At 66.3% G+C, this 20,378-nt stretch carries 18 protein-coding genes and 2 tRNA genes; 7 read left to right on the forward strand and 13 right to left on the reverse strand.

What is annotated here, in order from left to right:
- Window positions 1–15: 15 nt before the first annotated feature.
- Window positions 16–1,059: a microcin C ABC transporter permease YejB gene (locus BDI24065_RS28390; protein ID WP_175034048.1), complete on the reverse strand. Its 1,044-nt coding sequence runs from the start codon at window positions 1,057–1,059 to the stop codon at window positions 16–18.
- Between the two features lie 52 nt (window positions 1,060–1,111).
- Complete coding sequence (locus tag BDI24065_RS28395) at window positions 1,112–1,861, reverse strand: ABC transporter substrate-binding protein (protein WP_175034049.1); 750 nt, start codon at window positions 1,859–1,861, stop codon at window positions 1,112–1,114.
- A gap of 9 nt (window positions 1,862–1,870) precedes the next feature.
- On the opposite strand from BDI24065_RS28395, the gene BDI24065_RS28400 reads away from it, so the two are divergent.
- Together BDI24065_RS28400 and BDI24065_RS28405 are read left to right on the forward strand one after the other, a co-directional pair.
- Window positions 1,871–1,997 (forward strand) — tRNA-Arg (locus tag BDI24065_RS28400).
- Window positions 1,998–2,315: 318 nt separating this feature from the next.
- The gene (locus BDI24065_RS28405) at window positions 2,316–2,804 is read left to right on the forward strand and encodes a hypothetical protein (protein ID WP_175034050.1); all 489 of its coding nucleotides are present in this window, start codon (window positions 2,316–2,318) and stop codon (window positions 2,802–2,804) included.
- A 334-nt stretch (window positions 2,805–3,138) separates the two neighbouring features.
- Here the strand turns inward: BDI24065_RS28405 and BDI24065_RS28410 are convergent, their stop codons facing one another.
- Window positions 3,139–3,507, reverse strand: a complete 369-nt coding sequence (locus BDI24065_RS28410; protein WP_175034088.1) for a hypothetical protein — start codon at window positions 3,505–3,507, stop codon at window positions 3,139–3,141.
- A 297-nt stretch (window positions 3,508–3,804) separates the two neighbouring features.
- Here BDI24065_RS28410 and BDI24065_RS28415 point away from each other — a divergent pair, with 297 nt between their 5' ends.
- The 4 genes from BDI24065_RS28415 (at window position 3,805) to BDI24065_RS28430 (ending at window position 9,964) form a co-directional block, all read left to right on the forward strand.
- Window positions 3,805–7,023, forward strand: a complete 3,219-nt coding sequence (locus BDI24065_RS28415) for an efflux RND transporter permease subunit (protein WP_175034051.1) — start codon at window positions 3,805–3,807, stop codon at window positions 7,021–7,023.
- Window positions 7,013–8,188 (forward strand): efflux RND transporter periplasmic adaptor subunit, encoded by a 1,176-nt coding sequence (locus BDI24065_RS28420; RefSeq protein WP_175034052.1) that lies wholly within the window; start codon window positions 7,013–7,015, stop codon window positions 8,186–8,188. Before BDI24065_RS28415 ends, BDI24065_RS28420 begins: the two co-directional genes overlap by 11 nt.
- Complete coding sequence (locus BDI24065_RS28425; RefSeq protein WP_175034053.1) at window positions 8,181–9,596, forward strand: efflux transporter outer membrane subunit; 1,416 nt, start codon at window positions 8,181–8,183, stop codon at window positions 9,594–9,596. Before BDI24065_RS28420 ends, BDI24065_RS28425 begins: the two co-directional genes overlap by 8 nt.
- A gap of 110 nt (window positions 9,597–9,706) precedes the next feature.
- Entirely contained in the window at window positions 9,707–9,964 is a 258-nt protein-coding gene (locus BDI24065_RS28430; RefSeq protein WP_175034054.1) for a DUF4148 domain-containing protein, read from the forward strand.
- 73 nt (window positions 9,965–10,037) lie between these two features.
- Here the strand turns inward: BDI24065_RS28430 and BDI24065_RS28435 are convergent, their stop codons facing one another.
- Genes BDI24065_RS28435 through BDI24065_RS28445 form a run of 3 tightly spaced genes read right to left on the reverse strand, consistent with a single transcriptional unit; the run spans window position 10,038 to window position 12,800 of the window.
- The gene (locus BDI24065_RS28435; protein ID WP_175034055.1) at window positions 10,038–10,703 is read right to left on the reverse strand and encodes a response regulator transcription factor; all 666 of its coding nucleotides are present in this window, start codon (window positions 10,701–10,703) and stop codon (window positions 10,038–10,040) included.
- 19 nt (window positions 10,704–10,722) lie between these two features.
- The gene (locus BDI24065_RS28440) at window positions 10,723–12,114 is read right to left on the reverse strand and encodes a sensor histidine kinase (RefSeq protein ID WP_175034056.1); all 1,392 of its coding nucleotides are present in this window, start codon (window positions 12,112–12,114) and stop codon (window positions 10,723–10,725) included.
- An 11-nt stretch (window positions 12,115–12,125) separates the two neighbouring features.
- A complete protein-coding gene (locus BDI24065_RS28445) occupies window positions 12,126–12,800 on the reverse strand; it encodes a response regulator transcription factor (protein ID WP_174933625.1) in 675 nt (224 codons plus the stop codon).
- 216 nt (window positions 12,801–13,016) lie between these two features.
- Between BDI24065_RS28445 and BDI24065_RS28450 the strand changes: the two genes are divergently transcribed.
- A complete protein-coding gene (locus tag BDI24065_RS28450; RefSeq protein ID WP_175034057.1) occupies window positions 13,017–13,316 on the forward strand; it encodes a DUF4148 domain-containing protein in 300 nt (99 codons plus the stop codon).
- Window positions 13,317–13,424: 108 nt separating this feature from the next.
- Here BDI24065_RS28450 and cyoD read toward each other — a convergent pair whose 3' ends face one another.
- The 7 genes from cyoD to BDI24065_RS28485 form a co-directional block, all read right to left on the reverse strand.
- On the reverse strand, window positions 13,425–13,757 hold the full coding sequence (gene cyoD, locus BDI24065_RS28455; RefSeq protein WP_011352504.1) for a cytochrome o ubiquinol oxidase subunit IV: 333 nt from the start codon (window positions 13,755–13,757) through the stop codon (window positions 13,425–13,427).
- Window positions 13,758–14,366: a cytochrome o ubiquinol oxidase subunit III gene (gene cyoC / locus BDI24065_RS28460; RefSeq protein ID WP_175034058.1), complete on the reverse strand. Its 609-nt coding sequence runs from the start codon at window positions 14,364–14,366 to the stop codon at window positions 13,758–13,760. It lies immediately after the preceding gene.
- Window positions 14,366–16,372 carry a cytochrome o ubiquinol oxidase subunit I gene (gene cyoB, locus BDI24065_RS28465; RefSeq protein WP_175034059.1) on the reverse strand — a complete coding sequence of 669 codons (2,007 nt, stop codon included), beginning with the start codon at window positions 16,370–16,372 and terminating at the stop codon, window positions 14,366–14,368. Before cyoB ends, cyoC begins: the two co-directional genes overlap by 1 nt.
- A 3-nt stretch (window positions 16,373–16,375) precedes the next feature.
- The gene (cyoA, locus tag BDI24065_RS28470) at window positions 16,376–17,263 is read right to left on the reverse strand and encodes a ubiquinol oxidase subunit II (RefSeq protein WP_039342567.1); all 888 of its coding nucleotides are present in this window, start codon (window positions 17,261–17,263) and stop codon (window positions 16,376–16,378) included.
- Between the two features lie 275 nt (window positions 17,264–17,538).
- Window positions 17,539–19,068 (reverse strand): complex I subunit 4 family protein, encoded by a 1,530-nt coding sequence (locus BDI24065_RS28475; protein ID WP_175034060.1) that lies wholly within the window; start codon window positions 19,066–19,068, stop codon window positions 17,539–17,541.
- 598 nt (window positions 19,069–19,666) lie between these two features.
- Complete coding sequence (locus tag BDI24065_RS28480) at window positions 19,667–20,020, reverse strand: hypothetical protein (RefSeq protein ID WP_175034061.1); 354 nt, start codon at window positions 20,018–20,020, stop codon at window positions 19,667–19,669.
- Between the two features lie 195 nt (window positions 20,021–20,215).
- Window positions 20,216–20,309, reverse strand: a tRNA-Ser gene (locus tag BDI24065_RS28485).
- Window positions 20,310–20,378 lie beyond the last annotated feature (69 nt).

Genomic DNA, 20,378 nt, shown 5'->3' on the forward strand with positions numbered 1-20,378 from the left:
ACGGACGGTTTCATGTCAGCGCTCCAGGGTGTCGAATTGAATGCGCGGATCGACCCACACATAGCAGAGATCGGAGATCAGCTTGGTCGCGAGCCCGATCAGCGTGAACAGGTACAGCGTGCCGAGCACGACCGGATAGTCGCGCCGCACGACCGATTCGTACGACAGCAGCCCGAGGCCGTCGAGCGAGAACAGCGTCTCGATCAGCAGGCTGCCCGTGAAGAACGCGCCGATGAACGCGGCCGGGAAGCCGACGATCAGCGGCAGCATCGCGTTGCGGAACACGTGCTTCCACAGCACGCTGCGCTCGGAGAGCCCCTTCGCACGCGCAGTCAGCACGTATTGCCGGCGGATCTGGTCGAGGAACGCATTCTTCGTGAGCATCGTGATGACCGCGAAGCTGCCGACGACCGACGCCGTGATCGGCAGCGCGATGTGCCACAGGTAGTCGAGCACCTTGCCGACGAGCGACAGCTGCGCGAAGTTGTCCGACGTGAGCCCGCGCAGCGGGAACAGCTGCCAGAACGAGCCGCCGCCGAACAGCACGAGCAGCAGCACGCCGAGCACGAAGCCCGGAATCGCATAGCCGATGAGCACGACGAGGCTCGTCGCGACGTCGAACGGCGAACCGTTGCGCACCGCCTTCGCGATGCCGAGCGGCACCGAGATCAGGTACGTGAGGAAAAACGTCCACAACCCGATGCTGATCGACACGGGCAGCTTCTGCACGACCAGTGACCACACGCTCTGGTGGCGGAAGTAGCTTTCGCCGAGATCGAAGCGCGCGAAGCGCTTCAGCATCAGCCAGTAGCGTTCGAGCGGCGGCTTGTCGAAACCGTACAGCGCCTTGAGCTGCGCGAGCTGCTGTGCGTCGACGCCGGTGTGCGCACGCATCCCGAACGGCACCGCGCCCTGCTCCGTCGCACCCTTGCGCAATTCCTGCACGGCCTGCTCGACGGGGCCGCCCGGCACGAACTGGATCACCGCGAACGTGAGGGTCAGCACGCCGATGAGCGTCGGGATCATCAGCAGCAGGCGTTTGAGGATGTAGCTCCACATAGGGCGTCGACTCGCGATCGGTAGGCGGGGTTGGACGTTAGGGCGGCGTGGTTCAGTGATCGGGCTTCGCCCACCAGGTCGACACGACCCAGCCCTCGGCCGAATAGTACAGCGGCAGTGTCTGCGGATAGGCAAGCGTGCGCTTGTACGCGACCCGGTGCGTCGTGCTGTACCACTGCGGGACTGCGTAGTAGCCATGCATCAGCACGCGGTCGAGCGCATGCGTTGCGTCGAGCAGATCGTCGCGCGTCTGCGCAGTGCCGAGCGCATGCAGCAGCGTGTCGACGGCCGGCGACTTCAGCCCGATGAAGTTGTCGGAGCCCGGCTCGTCGGCGAACTTGCTCGCGTAACGCGAGTATTGCTCGGCGCCCGGCACCTGCACGCCCGGCAAGCGGATCGTCGTCATGTCGTAGTCGAACGCGTCGAGACGCTTTTGCAGCAGCGCGAAATCGGCCGTGCGAAAACGTGCGTCGATGCCGAGCTTCGCCAGGTTGCGCTGGTATGCCGCCACGATCCCTTCCATCGACGCGCCCGAATCGTCGAGGATCTCGAACGTGAACGGCTCGCCCTTCGCGTTGCGCAGCGCGCCGTCGCGATAGGTCCAGCCGGCCTGCGCGAGCAGCGCGCGCGCCTTCAGCAGGTTCGCGCGCAGCGAGCCCGGCGGGTTCGTGTTCGGCTGCGTGACCATCGGGCCGAACACGGCCGGATCGAGCTGCGCGCGCAGCGGCTCCAGCAGCTTCAGCTCGCCGGGGCCGGGCGTGCCGGTCGCCTGCAGGTCGGTGTCGGCGAAGTAGCTGTCCATACGCGTGTAGGCGCTGTAGAACAGCTGGCGGTTCAGCCATTCGAAGTCGAACGCAAGGTCGAGCGCCTGGCGCACGCGCACGTCGCGAAACAGCGGCCGGCGCAGGTTCATGAAGAAGCCCTGCATGCCGGCGCCGTTGTGCTGGCGAAATTCGCGCTTGACGAGCTCGCCGCTGTCGAAACGCTTGCCGACGTCGCGGCGCGTCCAGTTGCGCGCGATGTACTCGACGAGCACGTCGTATTCGCCCGCCTTGAACGCCTCGAGCCGCGCCACCCCGTCGCCGTACAGCTTGTAGACGATCCGCGCGAAGTTGTTGGTGCCCACTCGCACCGGCAGGTCGGCGCCCCAGTACGCCGGGTTGCGCCGGTAAGTGATCGTCCGGCCGTTGTCGTAATGCTCGATCAGGTACGGGCCGCTGCCGATCGGCTGCTCGAACGCGAGCTGGTCGAACGGGATGCGCGAGCCGTCCGCGCGCAACCCCCACTTGCGCGAGAACACCGGCACGCCGCCGGCGATCAGCGGCAGCTCGCGGTTCGCGCTGCGGAATTCGAAGCGCACGGTGGCCGGATCGACGACCACGGCCTTCGCGATCTCCGCGAAATACGCGCCGAACTGCGGCGCTGCCAGCTTGCTCTTCAGCGTGTCGAACGAGAACTTGACGTCGTCGGCGGTGACGCGATCGCCATTCGAGAAGCGCGCACGGGGATTCAGGTGGAACGTGACCGAACGGCGATCCGGCGCGATGTCGATGTCGTCGGCGAGCAACCCGTACGCGGACGCCGGCTCGTCCGAGCTGCCGGTCGCGAGGCTCTCGAACAGCATGTCGATGCCCGGCGCGGGGTTGCCACGCATCGTGAACGGGTTGAACTTGTCGAACGACGTCAGCCGGTTCGGGTTCGCGAGCACGAGCGTGCCGCCCTTCGGCGCGTCGGGGTTGACGTAGTCGAAATGCTTGAAGCCCGGCGGATACTTCGGCTCGCCGTACTGCGCAATGGCATAGGCCGCGTGCGCAGCGGTCGCGGCCAGCACCGCCTGCAGCGCGAACATCGCTGCCGTGCGGCCGGCGGCCCGTACGGCACGCATCGCGCCGAAACGGACGCGCGCACCGCCGGCCCGGGGCGAACCCTTCGTCATAGAGGCCCTGTCGGTCGAATGAGGGTAGTAACGAGGGACGATTCTACCCATTCGAGCCGGCGAGCCAAAAGAAAACCGCCCCGCGGGCGGTTTCTTCACGAGCGGATCGCGGGCGCACGCATCGAGCGTGCGCGCCCTGCCGATCAGTGCCAGCCGTTGTGGCGGCCGTTATCCCAGTGGCCGCGATCGCCACGATCGCCGCCCCAGCCGCGGCCGTGATGGCGGTACCACTCGTCGCGGCCCCAGTAGCGACGGCCGTCCCAGTAGCGGTCGCCGTGCCAACCGATCACGATGGTCGGCCCCGGAACATAAACAGGTGCCGGCGCGTAGACCGGCGCAGGCTGATAGACGACCGGCGGCGGAGGCGGCGGCGCATACACGGGTGCGGGCGCGACGTAGACCGGCGCCGGAACGCCGAGATTGATCCCGACATTGACTCCCGCCATTGCTGCGCCCGACACGAGCAAGGCCGTCATACCGGTCAAGAGCGAGGCAACACGCAAGGTCTTCATGGATTCCTCTTCTGGTTGTTTCATGTGTGATTCGACTATAACGGCAAGCGCCGTCTCCGCATATTTCCACTTTGTAAGAACTGATGCGCCGCATCGCAACGGGAAGCCTGCGCTAACGTCTTGTAACAATCGACGCCCGCCCCGCCCTCTCGCGCCCCGTTCCTAAAACATCTTTCATCCTGCCCCGCGCCCCGCGTTAAGCGGCGCCACGCACACTGCGCGAGCCGAACCGGGCTCCCGCCGCGCTTCGGCACTTCGCTGACAGGCCGGCGCTCCGCGCCGGCGGAGACCTCGCCGATGCTGAAACTCGTCCGACTCGCGCTCGCGCGCCCCTACACGTTCATCGTCCTCGCGCTGCTGATCCTGATCGCGGGGCCGCTCGCGGCACTGCGCACGCCGACCGACATCTTCCCCGACATCCGGATTCCGGTCATCAGCGTGGTGTGGAACTACGCTGGCCTGCAGCCGGCCGACATGGCCGGACGCATCGTAACCTACTACGAGCGCACGCTCGGCACGACGGTCAACGACGTTGCGCACATCGAGTCGCAATCGTTCCGCAGCTTCGGGATCGTCAAGATCTTCTTCCAGCCGAGCGTCGACATCCGCACCGCGACCGCACAGGTCACGTCGATCTCGCAAACCGTGCTCAAGCAGATGCCGCCGGGCACCACGCCGCCTCAGATCCTCAACTACAACGCGTCGACCGTGCCCGTGCTGCAGCTGGCGCTGACGAGCGACACACTGAACGAACAGCAGCTCGGCGACTACGCGACCAACGTGATCCGGCCTCAGCTGCTGTCCGTCGCGGGGGTCGCGATTCCGTCGCCGTACGGCGGCAAGGTGCGCCAGGTGCAGATCGACCTCGATCCGCAAGCGCTGCAGGCCAAGGGGCTGTCCGCGCAGGACGTCGCGACCGCGCTGGCGCAGCAGAACCAGATCATCCCGGCCGGCACGCAGAAGATCGGCGGCTTCGAATACAACATCCGGCTCAACGACAGCCCGCTGACCATCGACCAGCTCAACGCGTTGCCGATCCGCTCCGTGAACGGTGCGGTGATCTTCATGCGCGACGTCGCGCACGTGCGCGACGGTTATCCGCCGCAGGGCAACATCGTGCGCGTCGACGGCCGTCGCGCGGTGCTGATGAGCGTGTTGAAAAGCGGCTCGGCGTCGACGCTCGACATCATCTCGGGCGTCAAGGCGCAGTTGCCGCGCATCGAGGCGACCCTGCCGCCGTCGCTCAGGCTCGTCGTGATGGGCGACCAGTCCGTGTTCGTCAAGGGCGCCGTGAGCGGCGTAGCCCGCGAAGGCCTGATCGCCGCCGCGCTCACGTCCGCGATGATCCTGCTGTTCCTCGGCAGCTGGCGCTCGACGCTGATCATCGCCGCATCCATTCCGCTCGCGGTGCTGGCCGCGATCGCGGCGCTCGCGGCCGCGGGCGAGACGCTCAACGTGATGACGCTCGGCGGGCTCGCGCTCGCGGTCGGCATTCTCGTCGACGATGCCACCGTCACGATCGAGAACGTCAACTGGCACCTCGAGCAGGGCAAGAACGTGCGCGAGGCGATCCTCGACGGCGCGTCGCAGATCGTCGCGCCGGCCTTCGTGTCGCTGCTGTGCATCTGCATCGTGTTCGTGCCGATGCTGCTGCTCGACGGCGTGGCCCGCTTCCTGTTCGTGCCGATGGCCGAAGCCGTGATCTTCGCGATGATCGCGTCGTTCGTGCTGTCGCGCACGTTCGTGCCGATGATGGCCCGCTACCTGTTGAAACCGCATGCCGCGCACCCGGCGGCCGCGCTCGCGCCGCACGGTGCGCCGTTCCCGCCGCCACGCGCACGCAATCCGCTCGTCGCGTTCCAGCAGGGATTCGAGCGCCGCTTCGCGGCATTGCGCGCCGGCTACCGCGTCGTGCTCGGTCTCGCACTCGTCCACCGCGCGCGCTTCGTCGCGCTGTTCCTCGCCGCGGTCGCGGTGTCGTTCGTGCTGGTGCCGTGGCTCGGCCGCAACTTCTTCCCGTCGGTCGACGCAGGCGAAATCGCGATCCACGTGCGCGCACCGATCGGCACGCGCATCGAGGAAACGGCCGCGCTGTTCGACCACGTCGAGCAGACGGTGCGCGGCGTCGTGCCGCCACGCGCGGTCGCGAGCATCGTCGACAACATGGGGCTGCCGAACAGCGGGATCAACCTCACATACAGCAACAGCGGCACGATCGGTCCGCAGGACGGCGACATCCTCGTGTCGCTCACGGGCGACCACGCGCCGACGGCCGACTACGTCAAGCAACTGCGTTCGCTGCTGCCGCGAGCGTTTCCGGGCGTGACGTTCTCGTTCCTGCCCGCCGACATCGTGAGCCAGATCCTCAACTTCGGCGCGCCCGCCCCGATCGACGTGCAGGTGACAGGCCCCGACCGTGCCGCCAACCGCGCCTATGCCACCGATCTGCTGCGGCGCATCCGCGGCGTGCCGGGCGTTGCCGACGCACGCGTGCAGCAGGCGTCGACCTATCCGCAGTTCACGGTATCGGTCGACCGCACGCGTGCCGCGCAACTCGGCATCACCGAGCAGGATGTCACCAATGCCGTGGTCGCGAGCCTGTCCGGCACGAGCCAGGTATCGCCCACCTACTGGCTCGATCCGCACAACGGCGTGTCGTATCCGATCGTCGCACAGACGCCCCAGTACCGGATGACGTCGCTGTCGGACCTGCGCGCGCTGCCCGTCACGGGCCACTCGGGCGCGCCGCAACTGCTCGGCGGACTCGCGACGATCGTGCGCGGACAGACCGACGCGGTCGTGTCGCACTATGACATCGCACCGCTGTACGACATCTTCGCGACGACGCAGGAGCGCGATCTCGGCGCGGTCAGCGCCGACATCGAACGCGTGCTGCGCGCAAGCGCGCCCGGCTTGCCCAAGGGATCGCGCGTGACAGTGCGAGGCCAGGTACAGACGATGAACAGCGCATTCGGCGGGCTGCTCGCGGGCCTCGCCGGCGCGATCCTGCTGATCTACCTGCTGATCGTCGTCAACTTCCATTCGTGGCGCGACGCATTCGTGATCGTAAGCGGGCTGCCCGCGGCGCTCGCGGGCATCGTCTGGATGCTGTTCGTCACGCGCACGCCGCTGTCGGTGCCCGCCTTGACGGGCGCGATCCTGTGCATGGGGGTCGCGACCGCGAACAGCATCCTCGTCGTGACCTTCGCACGCGAGCGGCTCGCGCATACCGCCGACGCGGCCGTCGCCGCGCTCGAGGCCGGCTTCACGCGCTTTCGGCCCGTGATGATGACCGCGCTCGCGATGATCATCGGCATGGCGCCGATGGCCCTCGGCCTTGGCGACGGCGGCGAGCAGAACGCACCGCTCGGCCGCGCGGTCATCGGCGGCCTGCTGTGCGCGACCGTCGCGACGCTCGTGTTCGTGCCCGTCGTGTTCAGTCTCGTCCACCGGCGCGATCGCGCGCCCCGTTCCGAATCCCTGCCCCTCACTCCGGGAGAACAGCATGTCCACTGAATTCGAAGTCCGCCCTCCTGGCACGCCGCGCTACCTGAAACCGCTCGCGATCGCGGGTGCCGTCGCCGCGCTCGCCGTCGCGGCAGCCGGCCTCGTCGCCCGCATGCACGATGCGCGCGCGGTCGCCGCCTGGACCGCGCAACAGGCGATCCCGACCGTCGCGACGGTTGCGCCGCAACCGGCCGCGGCCGATGCGCTGGTGCTGCCCGGTCGGCTCGACGCGTACGTCGACGCACCGATCTATGCACGTGTACCCGGCTACCTGCACGCGTGGTACGCCGACATCGGCACGCACGTGAAGGCCAGCCAGTTGCTCGCGTCGATCGACACGCCCGATCTCGACCAGCAGTTGCAGCAGGCACGCGCCGACCTTCAGAGCGCGAGCGCGAACGAACGGCTTGCGGCCGTCACGGCCGCTCGCTGGGCCGAGATGCTCGCGCAGGATTCGGTCTCGCAACAGGAGGCCGACGAAAAACGCAGCGACCTCGACGCGAAACGCGCGGCCGTCGCGGCAAGCACCGCCAACGTACGGCGGCTCGAAGCGCTCGAATCGTTCAAGCGGCTCACCGCGCCGTTCGACGGCATCGTCACGGCCCGCAAGACCGATATCGGCGCGCTGATCGACGCGGGCAGCGGCAACGGCGCCGAACTCTTCACCGTTTCGGACGCGCGGCGACTGCGGCTGTACGTCCATGTCCCGCAAGACGACGCGGCCGCGATCCGCGCAGGCATGCGTGTCGCGCTGACCGTCCCCGAGCGGCCCGGCATGACGTTCGACGCCACGCTCGCGGATTCCGCGCAATCGATCGACCCGGCTTCCGGCACGTTGCTCGCGCAGTTCTCGATCGCCAACCCGGCACGCACGCTGTTCCCCGGTGAATACGCGCAGGTGCGGATCAGGATGCCCGGCGCCGCGCATGCGCTGACGATTCCGGCAAGCACGCTGATCTTCCGCCACGACGGGCTGCAAGTCGCCGTGCTCGATGCAACCGGGCATGCGCGGCTGCGCAACGTATCGATCGCGACCGATCTCGGCACGCGCGTCGCGATCGCGTCGGGGCTCGCGGCTGGCGACCGCGTGATCGACAATCCGCCCGATTCGCTCGCGGACGGCGACCCCGTGCGTATCGCCGGCACCGCGACGACGGAGCGTGCGCATGGCTGACCGTCTGCTCGCTGTGTGGCTGGGCAGCGTCGCGCTGCTCGCCGGCTGCTCGTTCGCGCCGACCTATCGCGCGCCGGCCGTTCCCGTGCCGGCCGCGTTTCGCGAGACGGGCGCATGGATCGACGCCGCACCGGCCGATCGCCTGCCACGCGACGGCTGGTGGCGGGTGTACGGCGACGCGACGCTCGACCGGCTCGAACCGCTCGTCGCGCGCGCGAATCCCGATCTCGCCGCCGCCGTCGCGCGGCACGACGAAGCGGCCGCGCTGTTCGACGACGCGCATGCGGCATTACTGCCGACCGTGGGTATCGATGCCGAGACCGACCGCGACCGTCAGTCCGCGCGCCGCCCGCTGCGCGGCAGCGGCCAGCCCGACATCTATGAATCGAACACGCTCGAAGCGGGATTCGGCTACGACGTCGATCTGTGGGGCAAGGTCCGCAACGCGGTCGCGGCCGGCCGCGACAACGCGCAGGCGGCCGACGACGACCTCGCGTCGGTCCGGCTCAGCCTGCAGGCCGGCGTCGCCAGCACCTACTTCGACCTCGCGGGACTCGACCGTGAAGCGGACACGCTCGCGCAAACGATCGACACGTACCGCCGCGCGTGGCAACTCACGGTCAGCCGCCATCGCGGCGGTCTCGCGTCGGGGCTCGACGTAGCGCGTGCGCAAACGCAGCTTGCGCTCGCCCAAGCGCGCGCGTCCGACATCGCCGCTCGTCGCGCGCTCGACGAGCATGCGATCGCGGCACTCGTCGGCGCATCCGCGTCGACGTTCTCGCTGCCGCCCATTGCCGCGCTACCGGGCGTGCCGTCGATTCCGACCGGGCTCGCGTCGACGCTGCTCGAACGCCGGCCGGACGTCGCCGCCGCCGAACGCCGTGTCGCGGCCGCGAACGCGCGGATCGGCGTCGCACGCGCCGCGTATTTTCCCGACCTGTCGCTCGGCCTCGACGCCGGGTTCCAGAGCGATACGTTTTCGCCGTGGCTCGCCGCGCCGAACGAGATCTGGTCGATCGGGCCGCGTCTCGCAATGACGCTGTTCGACGGGGGCCGGCGCGCCGCCGGCATCCGCCACGCGCGTGCACAGTTCGACGAACAGGGCGCGCACTATCGCGCCGTCGTGCTGCAGGCGTTCCGCGAAGTCGAGGACGATCTTGCGCAGTTGCACCGCCTCGGCGACGAATCGGGCGAGGACGACGCGGCGCTCGTCGCGGCACGGCATTCGCTTGCGCTGGCGATGTCGCGCTATCGCGACGGCGCGGTCAGCTATCTCGACGTGGTCACCGCGCAGACGACCGAGCTCGATACGCAGATCGCATCGCTCGACGTCGACGCCCGCCGCCTGCAGGCATCCGTCGGGCTCGTGCGCGCGCTCGGCGGCGGTTGGCACGGCGCGCGTTCATGAACGTTTCTTCATCGGCATGCCGGGCGCCCGCACGGGCGCACCCGATAACGTGTTTCAGGCCGGTATCGCATCCGCGACACCGGCCTCCGACCTTCGACAAGGATCACGCCATGAAGACATTGATGTTCGCCACCGCCCTCTCCGCGCTCTGCGTCGCGCTGCCCGGCCGGGCCAGCGCAACGCAGCCCGATGCCACGACTGCGCCGCAGACGTTCGCCGCGACCGCGACCGCACCGTTGTCGTCGCAACCGGCATGGAACGCGCGGCCGACAACGCCACTGACTCGCGCGCAGGTCTATCGCGAACTCGTCCACGCCGAACGCGACGGCCAGCTCGCGCAACTCAACCGCGAACTCTATTCGCACTGAGCGCACGCAATCGAACATGCCGCGCAACGCGCGGCATGCGTGCCATCCGCAAGCGCGGTGCGATACCGCGGCGTCACCCGCCCGCGTCGAACCTGAACCCGAATCGCGCAACCGTTTCAATGCGCGCGGAAAAGGCGTGCTCGGCAAGCTTGCGCCGCAACCGCACGACCAGCGCGTTGACCGTCTCGGGTTCGACATCGGCATCGCCCCACGCATAACGCAACACGGTATCGCGCCCGACCGGCCGCCCCGATTCGCGCAACAGGCATTCGACGAGACGGAATTCCCGTGTGCTGAGCGCCAGCCTCCGGCCACGCTCTTCGAGTGCGCGCGTGGCCGCATCGAGCCGGACCGACTCGCGCGTCGCGATGACGCCCGTGCGGCGCCACAACGCGCGCAGCCGCTCGTGCAGTTCCACGAACGAACATGGATGGACAAGACACACGTCGCAACCGGCCTGCAGCATCTGCGCACGTTGCGCGGCTGTCGCGCCGGCAACGATCGCGGCAATCGTCGCACCGCCGGCCGATGCGGCGAGTCGCGGCAATGCGTCGAGGATGGCCGGGCCGGCAACCGTGTCGGACGCAACGATCACGATGGCATCGAACCGCTCCTGCGTCGCCACGAAGCAGCCGTCGCGCCATCCGTCGACGCGCTCGACGCCATGCGTGCTCTCGCGAAATGCCTTGTCGAGCCGCGCCGCCTCGGCGCTCAGCGGGGATATCAGCAGGATGCGCATCGATCGTTCCCCGACGCCGTCACGCGAGCGAGCGCGGCCAGCATTCGACCGTGATCGCCGCGCCGGCCAGGGGTGCATCGCCGATCCGCAGCGCGAAGCCGTGCACGTGCATCACCGCCGAGACGATGCTCAGCCCGAGCCCCGAGCCGCTCACATGGCGCGTGCGCTCGCCACGATAGAAGCGCTCGAGCACCGCGTCGCGTTCGCCGGGCGGGATGCCGGGCCCGGTGTCCTCGATCCGCACGAGCGGCCCGCTCGGCGTCGCATGGAGCGCGACGCGCACGCGGCCGCCCGGCGGCGTGAACTTGATCGCGTTGTCCGCGAGATTGCTGAATGCCTCGAACAGCAGCGCGCGGTCGCCATGAATGCGATCGACCGACGTCGCAGCGAGTTCGAACGACACGTCGACGGCTTCGGCCAGCGGTTCATAAAGCTCGCAAACGTCGCGCAGCAAGGCCGCGACGTCGACCGCGGCAAACCCGCCACGCCGGCTCAGCGTGCCGATCTCGGAGATGCGCAGCATCGCGCGAAAGCGCTCGAGCAGCCGGTCGGTTTCGTCGCGCGCCGACGCCAGCAGTGCCGACGACGCGGGGTCGTCCGCGCAAAACGGCTGCTCCGCAAGCCGCGCCAGCATCGTATGTACACGTGCGAGCGGCGTGCGAAGATCGTGCGCGATACCGTCGCAGGTATGACGCACCTCGCCCATCAGCCGCTCGACTTCGTCGAGCATGTGGTTCACGAGATGCGCAAGCAGGTCGAGTTCGTCATAACGTCCGACCGGTAGCCGCTTGCCGAGATCGCCCTCGGCGATCTGCCGTGTCACGCGCCGGATCGCGGCGACGCGGCGCATCTGCCGCATGCCGAGCATGCTGCCGCCCGCGATGCCCGCGATCAGGATCATCACGCCACCGATCACGAGCCCGCGGATCGCGACATCGCGGATCTGGATGAAATGCGACAGGTCGCGCGCGACGACCAGCGTCATCCCGTTGTCGCGGCGCACGGCCATCGCACGCGTGATCGGCGCGGGCTGGCCGTCGAGCGGCTCGAGCGTGCGGTTCAGCGTACGTCCGTGGCGATCCGTGCGCAGCACGGGCGGCGTCGCGATGTCACCGGCCACGCGGCGCCCGTTCGCGTCGAACAGCCCGTAGAAACTGGTATGCATGTGCTCATGCTCGAGCCGCCGGTGGATCGCGAGCGGCAGCTCGGCATCGGGAATCGAATCGAAATAGATCAGCTGCCACGCGAGCACCTCGTCGGTGTCGCGCGTCATCGTGTGCGTCGCGGCCACGCTGATCACGCCCGCGAGCACGAGCAGCGAAACCGAGAAGATCGCCGCATACGCGCACAGCCAGCGAAACGTCGTCGTGTGCCAGCGGCGCGTGAAGTTCGCCGCGCGAGCCGCATCCATTCGGGCCTCCGTCACGCGAGCATGTAGCCCGAGCCGCGCACCGTCTGGATCATCGGGTTCGCGCCGGGCGGATCGATCTTCTTGCGCAACCGGCCCATGTGGACGTCGATCAGGTTGGTGCCGGGATCGAAGTGATAGCCCCATACGGTCTCGAACAGCATCGTGCGCGTGATCGTCTGGCCCGCATTACGCATCATGAACTCGAGCACGCGGAACTCGGTCGGCAACAGCGGAATCTCGTCGCCCCCGCGACGCGCGCAGCGCGAAATGAGGTCGAGCTCGAGCGCGCCGACCTTCAACAGCGTCTGCTGCGGCACGCCCGACGCCTGCCGGCGACGCAGCAGCACCTCGATGCGCGCGCTCAGTTCGCCGGAATCGAACGGCTTCGTCAGGTAATCGTCGCCGCCCGCGCGCAGCCCGCGGATGCGCTCGTCGACATCGCCGAGCGCGCTCAGCATCAGCACCGGCGTATCGATGCCGACCGTGCGCATCGCGGTGAGGATCGCGAGGCCGTCCGCGCCCGGCAGCATCCGGTCGAGCGTGATCGCGTCGTACGAAGCACTCATCGCGCGCAGCATGCCTTCGCGGCCGTTGTCGATCCAGTCGACCTCGAACCCGCGCGCGGTCAGCTCGCCGACGATTTCGTTCGCGGTCACCGCATCGTCCTCGACCGTCAGTACCCGCATGGTTGCCCTCGCAATGAACGTCATGACAGGCGCATACGATGCGCCCGCAACTATCGTAGACGACCCGGTCGCCGTCCTGCGTTACATGAAAATTGCTTCATCCGGCGCCGCGGCGAACGGGTGAAACATGTTTCATCCGTGCGTCGTCCGCCCCGTCGTGCACGCCGCCTACGCTGACGTCATGCGGCATCGGGCCGCGAAACCAGGAGCTACCGGATGAAACTGTCGACTACCGTCGCCTGCATGCTGCTCGCATGCGCCAGCACCGCCGCGTTCGCGGCACCTCACCTGACCCCGCAGGAGTGCAACGCCTATCCGTTCGTCCACACCGGCCATGACGTCACGCATGCGGACCTCGTGCGCGAGCTGACCGAACTCGAGCAGGTCGGCTACGAGCCGGCGCATGCAAGCCCGTACTACCCCGACGATCTCGACGGTGCGAAACAGCGGCTCGCCGCCGAATACCGCGCCGACTGCACGCATGCGCTGACCGCCGATGCGGGTACCCGGCACTGATCCCGCTGCCCGGCGCAACGCGGCCGGGAAAAACAAAAAGGCGGCACTCGCGTGCCGCCTTTTTTTCATGAACGCGCATGGATTTCTACCGCTGCGCTTTGCTGCCGCTCAGCGCGACATCATGTTCATGCTGACGTTGTGCATCACCCACAGCGTGCCGACGATCAGGATCGCCGCGGTCAGCACCGTGTAGCTGAACGCCATCACGTTCCAGCGCTGGCCCGACGACCCGTTCATGTGCAGGAAGTACACGAGGTGCACGACGATCTGCACGAACGCGAGCACGGCAAGCGCGATCAGCGACGCGTGCGGCGACAGCACGCCGCCCATCACGAGGCCGAACGATGCGGCCGTGAGCAGCACCGACAGGATGAAACCGGCGACGTAGCCGCCGACACTGCCGTGCCCTTCTTCGAGTTGAGACGAATGCGAATGGGCCATTTAGATCACGCTCGCGAGATAGACAAAGGAAAACACGCAGATCCACACGATGTCGAGGAAGTGCCAGAAGAGGCTCAGGCACGTCAGGCGCCGCAGGTCGCGATCGGTCAGGTCGCCGCCGCGGAACACGATCTGCCCGGCGAGTACGATCATCCACAGCAGGCCGAACGTCACGTGCAGCCCGTGCGTGCCGACCAGCGTGAAGAACGCCGACAGGAACGCGCTGCGCTGCGGGCCCGCGCCTTCCGCGATCAGGTGCGAGAACTCGCGCAGTTCCATCACGAGAAACGCCGCGCCGAGCACGAACGTCACCGCGAGCCACGCGAGCAGCGCGCCGCGCCGCTGCTTGTACGCGGCAAGCATCGCGAAACCGTACGTGATGCTCGACAGCAACAGCGCGGCGGTTTCCACCGCGACGCCCGGAATGTCGAACAGGTCTTTCGCGGTCGGCCCGCCCGCATGCTGCTGGCCGAGCACCGCGAACGTCGCGAACAGCGCCGCGAAGATCACGCAGTCGGTCATCAAGTACAGCCAGAACCCGAACACCGAATGCGACGGCGGATGGTCGTCGTGCTCGAGCAGGGTTGCGCTCAAGGTTTTCTGCAACATCAGTTGGCCTCCAGTTCCACGTCGTCGACCCGCGTGGCCACGCGTGCCGGCGGTTGCTTCTCTTCGATCTTGCGCACCTTCGACGCCGGGATGTAGTAGCCGTCGTTGTCACGCGAGCTGTAGATCACGAGCGTCGCGATGATGCCGACCAGGCCGCCGATCGCCATCCACCAGATGTGCCATACCAGCGCGAAGCCGAGCACCAGACTGAAGATCGCAATCACAAGGCCCGCGCAGGTATTCGACGGCATGTGGATGTCGCGAATTTCCGCCGGGTTCGGCCGGCCGTCGCCGCGTGCCTTCATGTCGGCATATGCGTCGAGCGTGCGCACCTGCGGGATCACCGCGAAGTTGTAATCGGCCGGCGGCGACGAGGTCGCCCACTCCAGCGTACGGCCGCCCCACGGATCGCCCGTCGTGTCGCGATACTCGGGCAGGTTGCGGTTGCGGATGCTGACCACCAGTTGCAGCAGCTGGCATGCAATGCCGATCGCGATCAGCACGGCGCCGAATGCTGCGACCAGCAGCCACGGATGCCAGGCCGGGTTGTCGTAGTGGTTCAGGCGGCGCGTCATGCCCATGAAGCCGAGCACGTAGAGCGGCACGAACGCGACATAGAAGCCGATCTGCCAGAACCAGAACGCCGCCTTGCCGAGCTTCTCGTTCAGCTTGAAGCCGAACGCCTTCGGGAACCAGTAGTTGAAGCCCGCGAGATAGCCGAACAGCACGCCGCCGATGATCACGTTGTGGAAGTGAGCAATCAGGAACAGGCTGTTGTGCAGCACGAAGTCCGCGCCGGGAATCGCCATCATCACGCCGGTCATGCCGCCGAGCGTGAACGTGACCATGAAGCCGATCGTCCACAGCACGGGCGTCGTGAATTCGATCCGGCCGCGGTACATCGTGAACAGCCAGTTGAACACCTTCACGCCGGTCGGGATCGCGATGATCATGGTCATGATGCCGAAGAACGCGTTCACGTTCGCACCCGAACCCATCGTGAAGAAGTGGTGCAGCCACACAAGGAACGACAGCACCATGATCGCGCAGGTCGCATACACCATCGTCTTGTAGCCAAACAGCGGCTTCTTCGCGAACGTCGCGATGACTTCCGAGAAGATCCCGAACGCCGGCAGGATCAGGATGTACACCTCGGGGTGACCCCATGCCCAGATCAGGTTCAGGTACAGCATCGCGTTGCCGCCGGCTTCGTTCGTGAAGAAGTGCATGCCGAGGTAACGGTCGAGGCCGAGCAGCGCGAGCGTCGCGGTCAGGATCGGGAACGACGCCATGATCAGCACGTTCGTGCAGAGCGCGGTCCACGTGAACACCGGCATCTTCATCAGCGTCATGCCGGGCGCGCGCATCTTGATGATCGTCACGAAGAAATTCACGCCGGTTAGCAACGTGCCGACGCCCGAGATCTGCAGCGCCCACAGGTAGTAGTCGACCCCTACCCCCGGACTGAACTGCAGCTCCGACAGCGGCGGATACGCGAGCCAGCCCGTCTGTGCGAATTCACCGATCACGAGCGAGATGTTGATCAGGATCGCGCTGACAGCCGTCATCCAGAACGAGAGCGAGTTGATGAACGGGAACGCGACGTCGCGCGCGCCGATCTGCAGCGGCACGACGAGGTTCATCAGGCCGACCATGAACACCATCGCCATGAAGAAGATCATGATCACGCCGTGAGCCGTGAAGATCTGGTCATAGTGGTGCGGCGGCAGGTAGCCGGGCGCGTTGTACGCGAGCGCGAGCTGCATGCGCATCATGATCGCGTCCGCGAAGCCGCGCAGCAGCATGATCAGCGCGACGATGATGTACATCACGCCGAGTCGCTTGTGGTCGACCGTGGTCAGCCATTCCGTCCACAGCCATTTCCACCGGCCGGTGATCGTCAGTGCGGCGAGAATGCCCAGCACGGCCAGCCCCATGAAGGCGCCGGCCACCATGATGATGGGCTGATCGAACGGGATCGCCGATAGTGTGAGTTTGCCGAACATGCGTTACCCCTTCGTGCCGCAGGCGGCGTCCTTCAGGTCGAGGACGTGGCCATCGTTGTATTTCGCGATGATGTTGTGGAAGAGCCGCGGATCGACCGACGAGAAGTAGCGCACGGGCGCCTTCTCGCTCGGCTGCGCGACGGTGCCGTACACGGTCGCGTCGAGCCGGTCCGGCGACGCCTTCACCTTCTGCACCCATGCATCGAACTGTTCGCGCGGCTCGGCGAGCGTGCGGAACTTCATGTCGGAGAAGCCGCGGCCGCTGAAGTTGGCGGACGTGCCCGCGTAGTTGCCGGGCTCGTCGGCGATCAGGTGCAGGCGCGTCTGCATGCCGGCCATCGCGTAGACCTGGCCGCCGAGCTGCGGGATGAAGAACGAGTTCATCACCGAATCCGACGTGATGCGGAAGTTCACCGGCGTGCCGACGGGAATCGCGAGCTGGTTCACCGACGCGATGCCGAGTTCCGGATAGATGAACAGCCACTTCCAGTCGAGTGCGACGACCTCGACGTCGATCGGCTTCACCGACGACTCCAGCGGCTTGTACGGGTCGAGCTCGTGCGTGGTCTTCCACGTGAGCACGCCGAGGAACAGGATGATCAGCGTCGGCACCGTCCAGATCACGACCTCGATCGCGGTCGAGTGCGACCAGTTCGGCGCATAGGTGGCGTTGCGGTTCGATGCGCGGTAACGCCACGCGAACCACAGCGTGAGCAGGATCACCGGCACGACGACGATCAGCATCGCCCAGGTGGACGTCGCGATCAGCGCCTTTTCGGCAGCGCCCACACTTCCTTTCGGATTTAGTACATCTAAATTACAGCCTGACAGGCTCAAAGCCGCGCCGATCGACATCAGCGCCACCCCGCCTTTTGAAGCTTTTCTTTTCATCACACAGCCCGAGGGTCATTGAATCCGTTTGCGTATGCCCGATGCGCATTCGATCCACGAAAGTGGCCGAATCATACGTCGCGCGAGTGCGATGAAAAACCAGCTAATGCGGCAAATCATCATTGCAGAATCTGCTGTGAGACAGATTGTCGCGGGGCAATTTCACGCAGCCGAGAGCCGGCCCGGCGCTGCCGGCGCCGGACCGAGACCTGATCGATGTGTGTGCAACGACCGCACCGCCGTGCGATGCGCCCCGCTCGCGCGACGTGCCGCGATCAGCCGCGCGTCGACGCCATGTACGACGGCTGCGGCTGCGCAGGGCCGTCCCCTGTCGGCAGCTTCGAATGGCTCGCCTCTTCGATCAGCCTTCCGACGGTCGGATCGATCGCGTCGGTGAACGGCTTCGGATCGATGCCGACCGCCAGCACGACCAGTGCGAGCGACGCGAACATCACGATCTCGCGACGGTTCAGGTCGGCGAGCTTCGCGATCCGCTGGCTTGCGACCTTGCCGAACACGACGCGCTTTAGCATCCACAGCGTGTACGACGCGCTCAGGATCAGCGTCAGCGCCGCAATGGCGCCGATCCAGAAGTTGAAGCGGATCGCGCCCATGATGACCATGAACTCGCCGACGAACCCCGACGTGCCCGGCAGGCCGACGTTGGCCATCGCGAACAGCACGGTGAAGGTCGCGAAACGCGGCATCACACCCGCCACCCCACCGTACGCGGCGATCTCGCGTTGCTTCGTGCGATCGACCAGCACGTTCACGCACAACAGCATCGCACCCGCGACGAAACCGTACGACACGAGCTGCACGATCGCGCCTTCGACGCCGATCCGGTTGAACAGGAACAGCCCGAGCGTGACGATCCCCATGTGCGCAACCGTCGAATACGCGAGCAGCTTGCCGAGATCGGTCTGCGCGAGCGCGATCAGGCTCGCATAGACGATCGCGAACAGCGACAGCGCGATCACGGCCGGTGCGAAGAAGTGGCTCGCATCGGGCGTGACCGGCAGCGCGAAGCGCAGGAACCCGTAGCCGCCGAGCTTGAGCATCGCGAGCATCAGTGCGGCGCCGGTCGGGCCGTCGGTGTAGACGTCGCTCAGCCACGTGTGGACCGGCCACATCGGCACCTTGACCGCGAATGCCGCGAAGAAGCCGAGGAACACCAGCAACTGCGGTGCGAAGCCGAGCTGCAGCGTGCGCCACACGGCCATGTCGAACGTATGCGACTGCGCGTACAGGTACAGCATCGCCATCAGCAGCAACAGCGAGCCGGCAAACGAGATGAAGAAGAACTTCACGGCCGCGTACACGCGACGTTCCCGCCCCCACGTGCCGATCAGCAGGTAAAGCGGGATCAGCGTCGCCTCGAAGAAGATGAAGAACAGCAGCCCGTCCTGTGCGACGAACACGCCGACCATCAGCCCCGACAGGATCAGGAACGACGCGTAGTACTGCGCGACGCGCACTGTGACCGACTCCCACGACGCCACCACCACCACGAGCGTCGTGAATGCGGTCAGCACGACGAGCCACAGCGACGCACCGTCGATGCCGACCCGCCATCCGGAATTGAATGCCGCCAGCCAGTTGCGGCTTTCGACGAACTGCATCGCAGACGAGTGCGCTTCGAAACCGGCGACCAGCGGCACGACGGCCGCAAGCCCCACCAGCGCGCCGACGAGCGCGATCACTCGCGTGCGACGTGGATGATGGTCGGAACCGGCGCGCAACAGGCATGCGCCGAACAGGATCGGAGCCCAGATGGCCAGGCTCAGGAAGGGGAAATCATGCATGTCAACAAGGCCTTGATGAAGTCGCGCACTGCATCGGGGACAGGCGAGACGAAAGGAACGAAATCAAATCGACAGATAGATTTCGTGAATCGCCAGTGTTGGCAAAATGTAAAGCGGCATCACCGGAAAACTTGACGCCGCTCAAACGCGATCGGGTTAACCAGCATAAGGCGATTGATTATTTTCTGCAGCGCAGCAGAACATCGATTTTTGTGGCCACCCTATGCCGCTGATTTTTCTAAGTAATCTTTTGTATTGCGCGACGACGTGGATCGCGAAAATCGATGCAGCGCCGCATTTTTGACGCCAATGAGTTATTTCGGAGGGTCGGAATCAGCTAATTGATGCCTGTCAGGGCGGCGAGCGTGCGACGCTCGATCCTTACAAACATACTTTCATTTTCATTTCGTTTTGTCTTGTGCGGCACAGGCGGTGCAAATGGTCGCGCCAACGGCACCCTTCGTGGTCCGAAACGTTATCGCCGATGACCCAGGCGGCCCCGTATGCGCATCGTCACCGCACGATAGCGGTCGTGTTGCGCGGGAACATGGACAAAAGCGACTGTCACGCGTGGCGTAGACCAGCGACAACGCAAGCGTCATCGTATCGACGATACGGTGCGTGTCGGCCATGTCGCTTGCGGCGGGCAGTGGCGACTTCGATGCGGGCGCAGTCGTGCTGCGACATCCCGCGGCGAGCGCGGGTCGAACACGACGGAGAATGGATCGAGCACGAGCAGCAATGCGCGCTGCTCCATCGCAATGCGCTTCGCGATGTTCGCGTCGCACTTGTGCAGGCTCTGCTGGCGGTCGCGCGACACGCGCAAGCTGTCGACCGTCGCATACCGGTCACCGTGCAGCCGTGCGTAACACGCGTGATGGTCGACGGATCCGTCGACAGGCCGATAAGAGAGAGCTGTCAGAACGGACTGCACGCTTGCCAGGAGCGTCATCTTGAACCGCGCCAGACGATTCGTGACATGGAGCACACCTCGCCGCTCGAGTTCGACGCGTACTGGATCACCACCTGCCCCGCCCTAATCCACCCGCGGAAGAGATCCAGCCGCATCGCGTATCGCATGCTCGCCGGCCCGGAAAAAGAAAAAGCCCCGCAAGTCCGAGAACTTGCGGGGCTTTGTCACCGCTTTTGGCGGAGACGGAGGGATTCGAACCCTCGATCCAGGTTTTGGCCCAGATGCTCCCTTAGCAGGGGAGTGCCTTCGACCTCTCGGCCACGTCTCCCAAACTTTCGCTCGCACCAGGGAGGCAGTGCGACGAGAACGAAATAGTATAGGGTTTCGAACCGCGCGT

Source organism: Burkholderia lata (assembly GCF_902499025.1).
In the GTDB taxonomy this organism is placed as follows: Bacteria; Pseudomonadota; Gammaproteobacteria; order Burkholderiales; family Burkholderiaceae; genus Burkholderia; species Burkholderia lata_C.

What these genes read in the sequence shown, in the direction of transcription:
- cyoA (WP_039342567.1), bottom strand. Translation starts at nt 17,263, where the DNA reads ATGAAAAGAAAAGCTTCAAAAGGCGGGGTGGCGCTGATGTCGATCGGC.
- BDI24065_RS28435 (WP_175034055.1), bottom strand. Translation starts at nt 10,703, where the DNA reads ATGCGCATCCTGCTGATATCCCCGCTGAGCGCCGAGGCGGCGCGGCTC.
- BDI24065_RS28475 (WP_175034060.1), bottom strand. Translation starts at nt 19,068, where the DNA reads ATGCATGATTTCCCCTTCCTGAGCCTGGCCATCTGGGCTCCGATCCTG.
- BDI24065_RS28395 (WP_175034049.1), bottom strand. Translation starts at nt 1,861, where the DNA reads ATGGACAGCTACTTCGCCGACACCGACCTGCAGGCGACCGGCACGCCC.
- BDI24065_RS28405 (WP_175034050.1), top strand. Translation starts at nt 2,316, where the DNA reads ATGCGCGAGCCGTCCGCGCGCAACCCCCACTTGCGCGAGAACACCGGC.
- BDI24065_RS28425 (WP_175034053.1), top strand. Translation starts at nt 8,181, where the DNA reads ATGGCTGACCGTCTGCTCGCTGTGTGGCTGGGCAGCGTCGCGCTGCTC.
- BDI24065_RS28430 (WP_175034054.1), top strand. Translation starts at nt 9,707, where the DNA reads ATGAAGACATTGATGTTCGCCACCGCCCTCTCCGCGCTCTGCGTCGCG.
- BDI24065_RS28445 (WP_174933625.1), bottom strand. Translation starts at nt 12,800, where the DNA reads ATGCGGGTACTGACGGTCGAGGACGATGCGGTGACCGCGAACGAAATC.
- BDI24065_RS28390 (WP_175034048.1), bottom strand. Translation starts at nt 1,059, where the DNA reads ATGTGGAGCTACATCCTCAAACGCCTGCTGCTGATGATCCCGACGCTC.
- BDI24065_RS28415 (WP_175034051.1), top strand. Translation starts at nt 3,805, where the DNA reads ATGCTGAAACTCGTCCGACTCGCGCTCGCGCGCCCCTACACGTTCATC.
- BDI24065_RS28450 (WP_175034057.1), top strand. Translation starts at nt 13,017, where the DNA reads ATGAAACTGTCGACTACCGTCGCCTGCATGCTGCTCGCATGCGCCAGC.
- cyoB (WP_175034059.1), bottom strand. Translation starts at nt 16,372, where the DNA reads ATGTTCGGCAAACTCACACTATCGGCGATCCCGTTCGATCAGCCCATC.
- BDI24065_RS28440 (WP_175034056.1), bottom strand. Translation starts at nt 12,114, where the DNA reads ATGGATGCGGCTCGCGCGGCGAACTTCACGCGCCGCTGGCACACGACG.
- BDI24065_RS28410 (WP_175034088.1), bottom strand. Translation starts at nt 3,507, where the DNA reads ATGAAGACCTTGCGTGTTGCCTCGCTCTTGACCGGTATGACGGCCTTG.
- BDI24065_RS28480 (WP_175034061.1), bottom strand. Translation starts at nt 20,020, where the DNA reads ATGACGCTCCTGGCAAGCGTGCAGTCCGTTCTGACAGCTCTCTCTTAT.
- cyoC (WP_175034058.1), bottom strand. Translation starts at nt 14,366, where the DNA reads ATGTTGCAGAAAACCTTGAGCGCAACCCTGCTCGAGCACGACGACCAT.
- cyoD (WP_011352504.1), bottom strand. Translation starts at nt 13,757, where the DNA reads ATGGCCCATTCGCATTCGTCTCAACTCGAAGAAGGGCACGGCAGTGTC.
- BDI24065_RS28420 (WP_175034052.1), top strand. Translation starts at nt 7,013, where the DNA reads ATGTCCACTGAATTCGAAGTCCGCCCTCCTGGCACGCCGCGCTACCTG.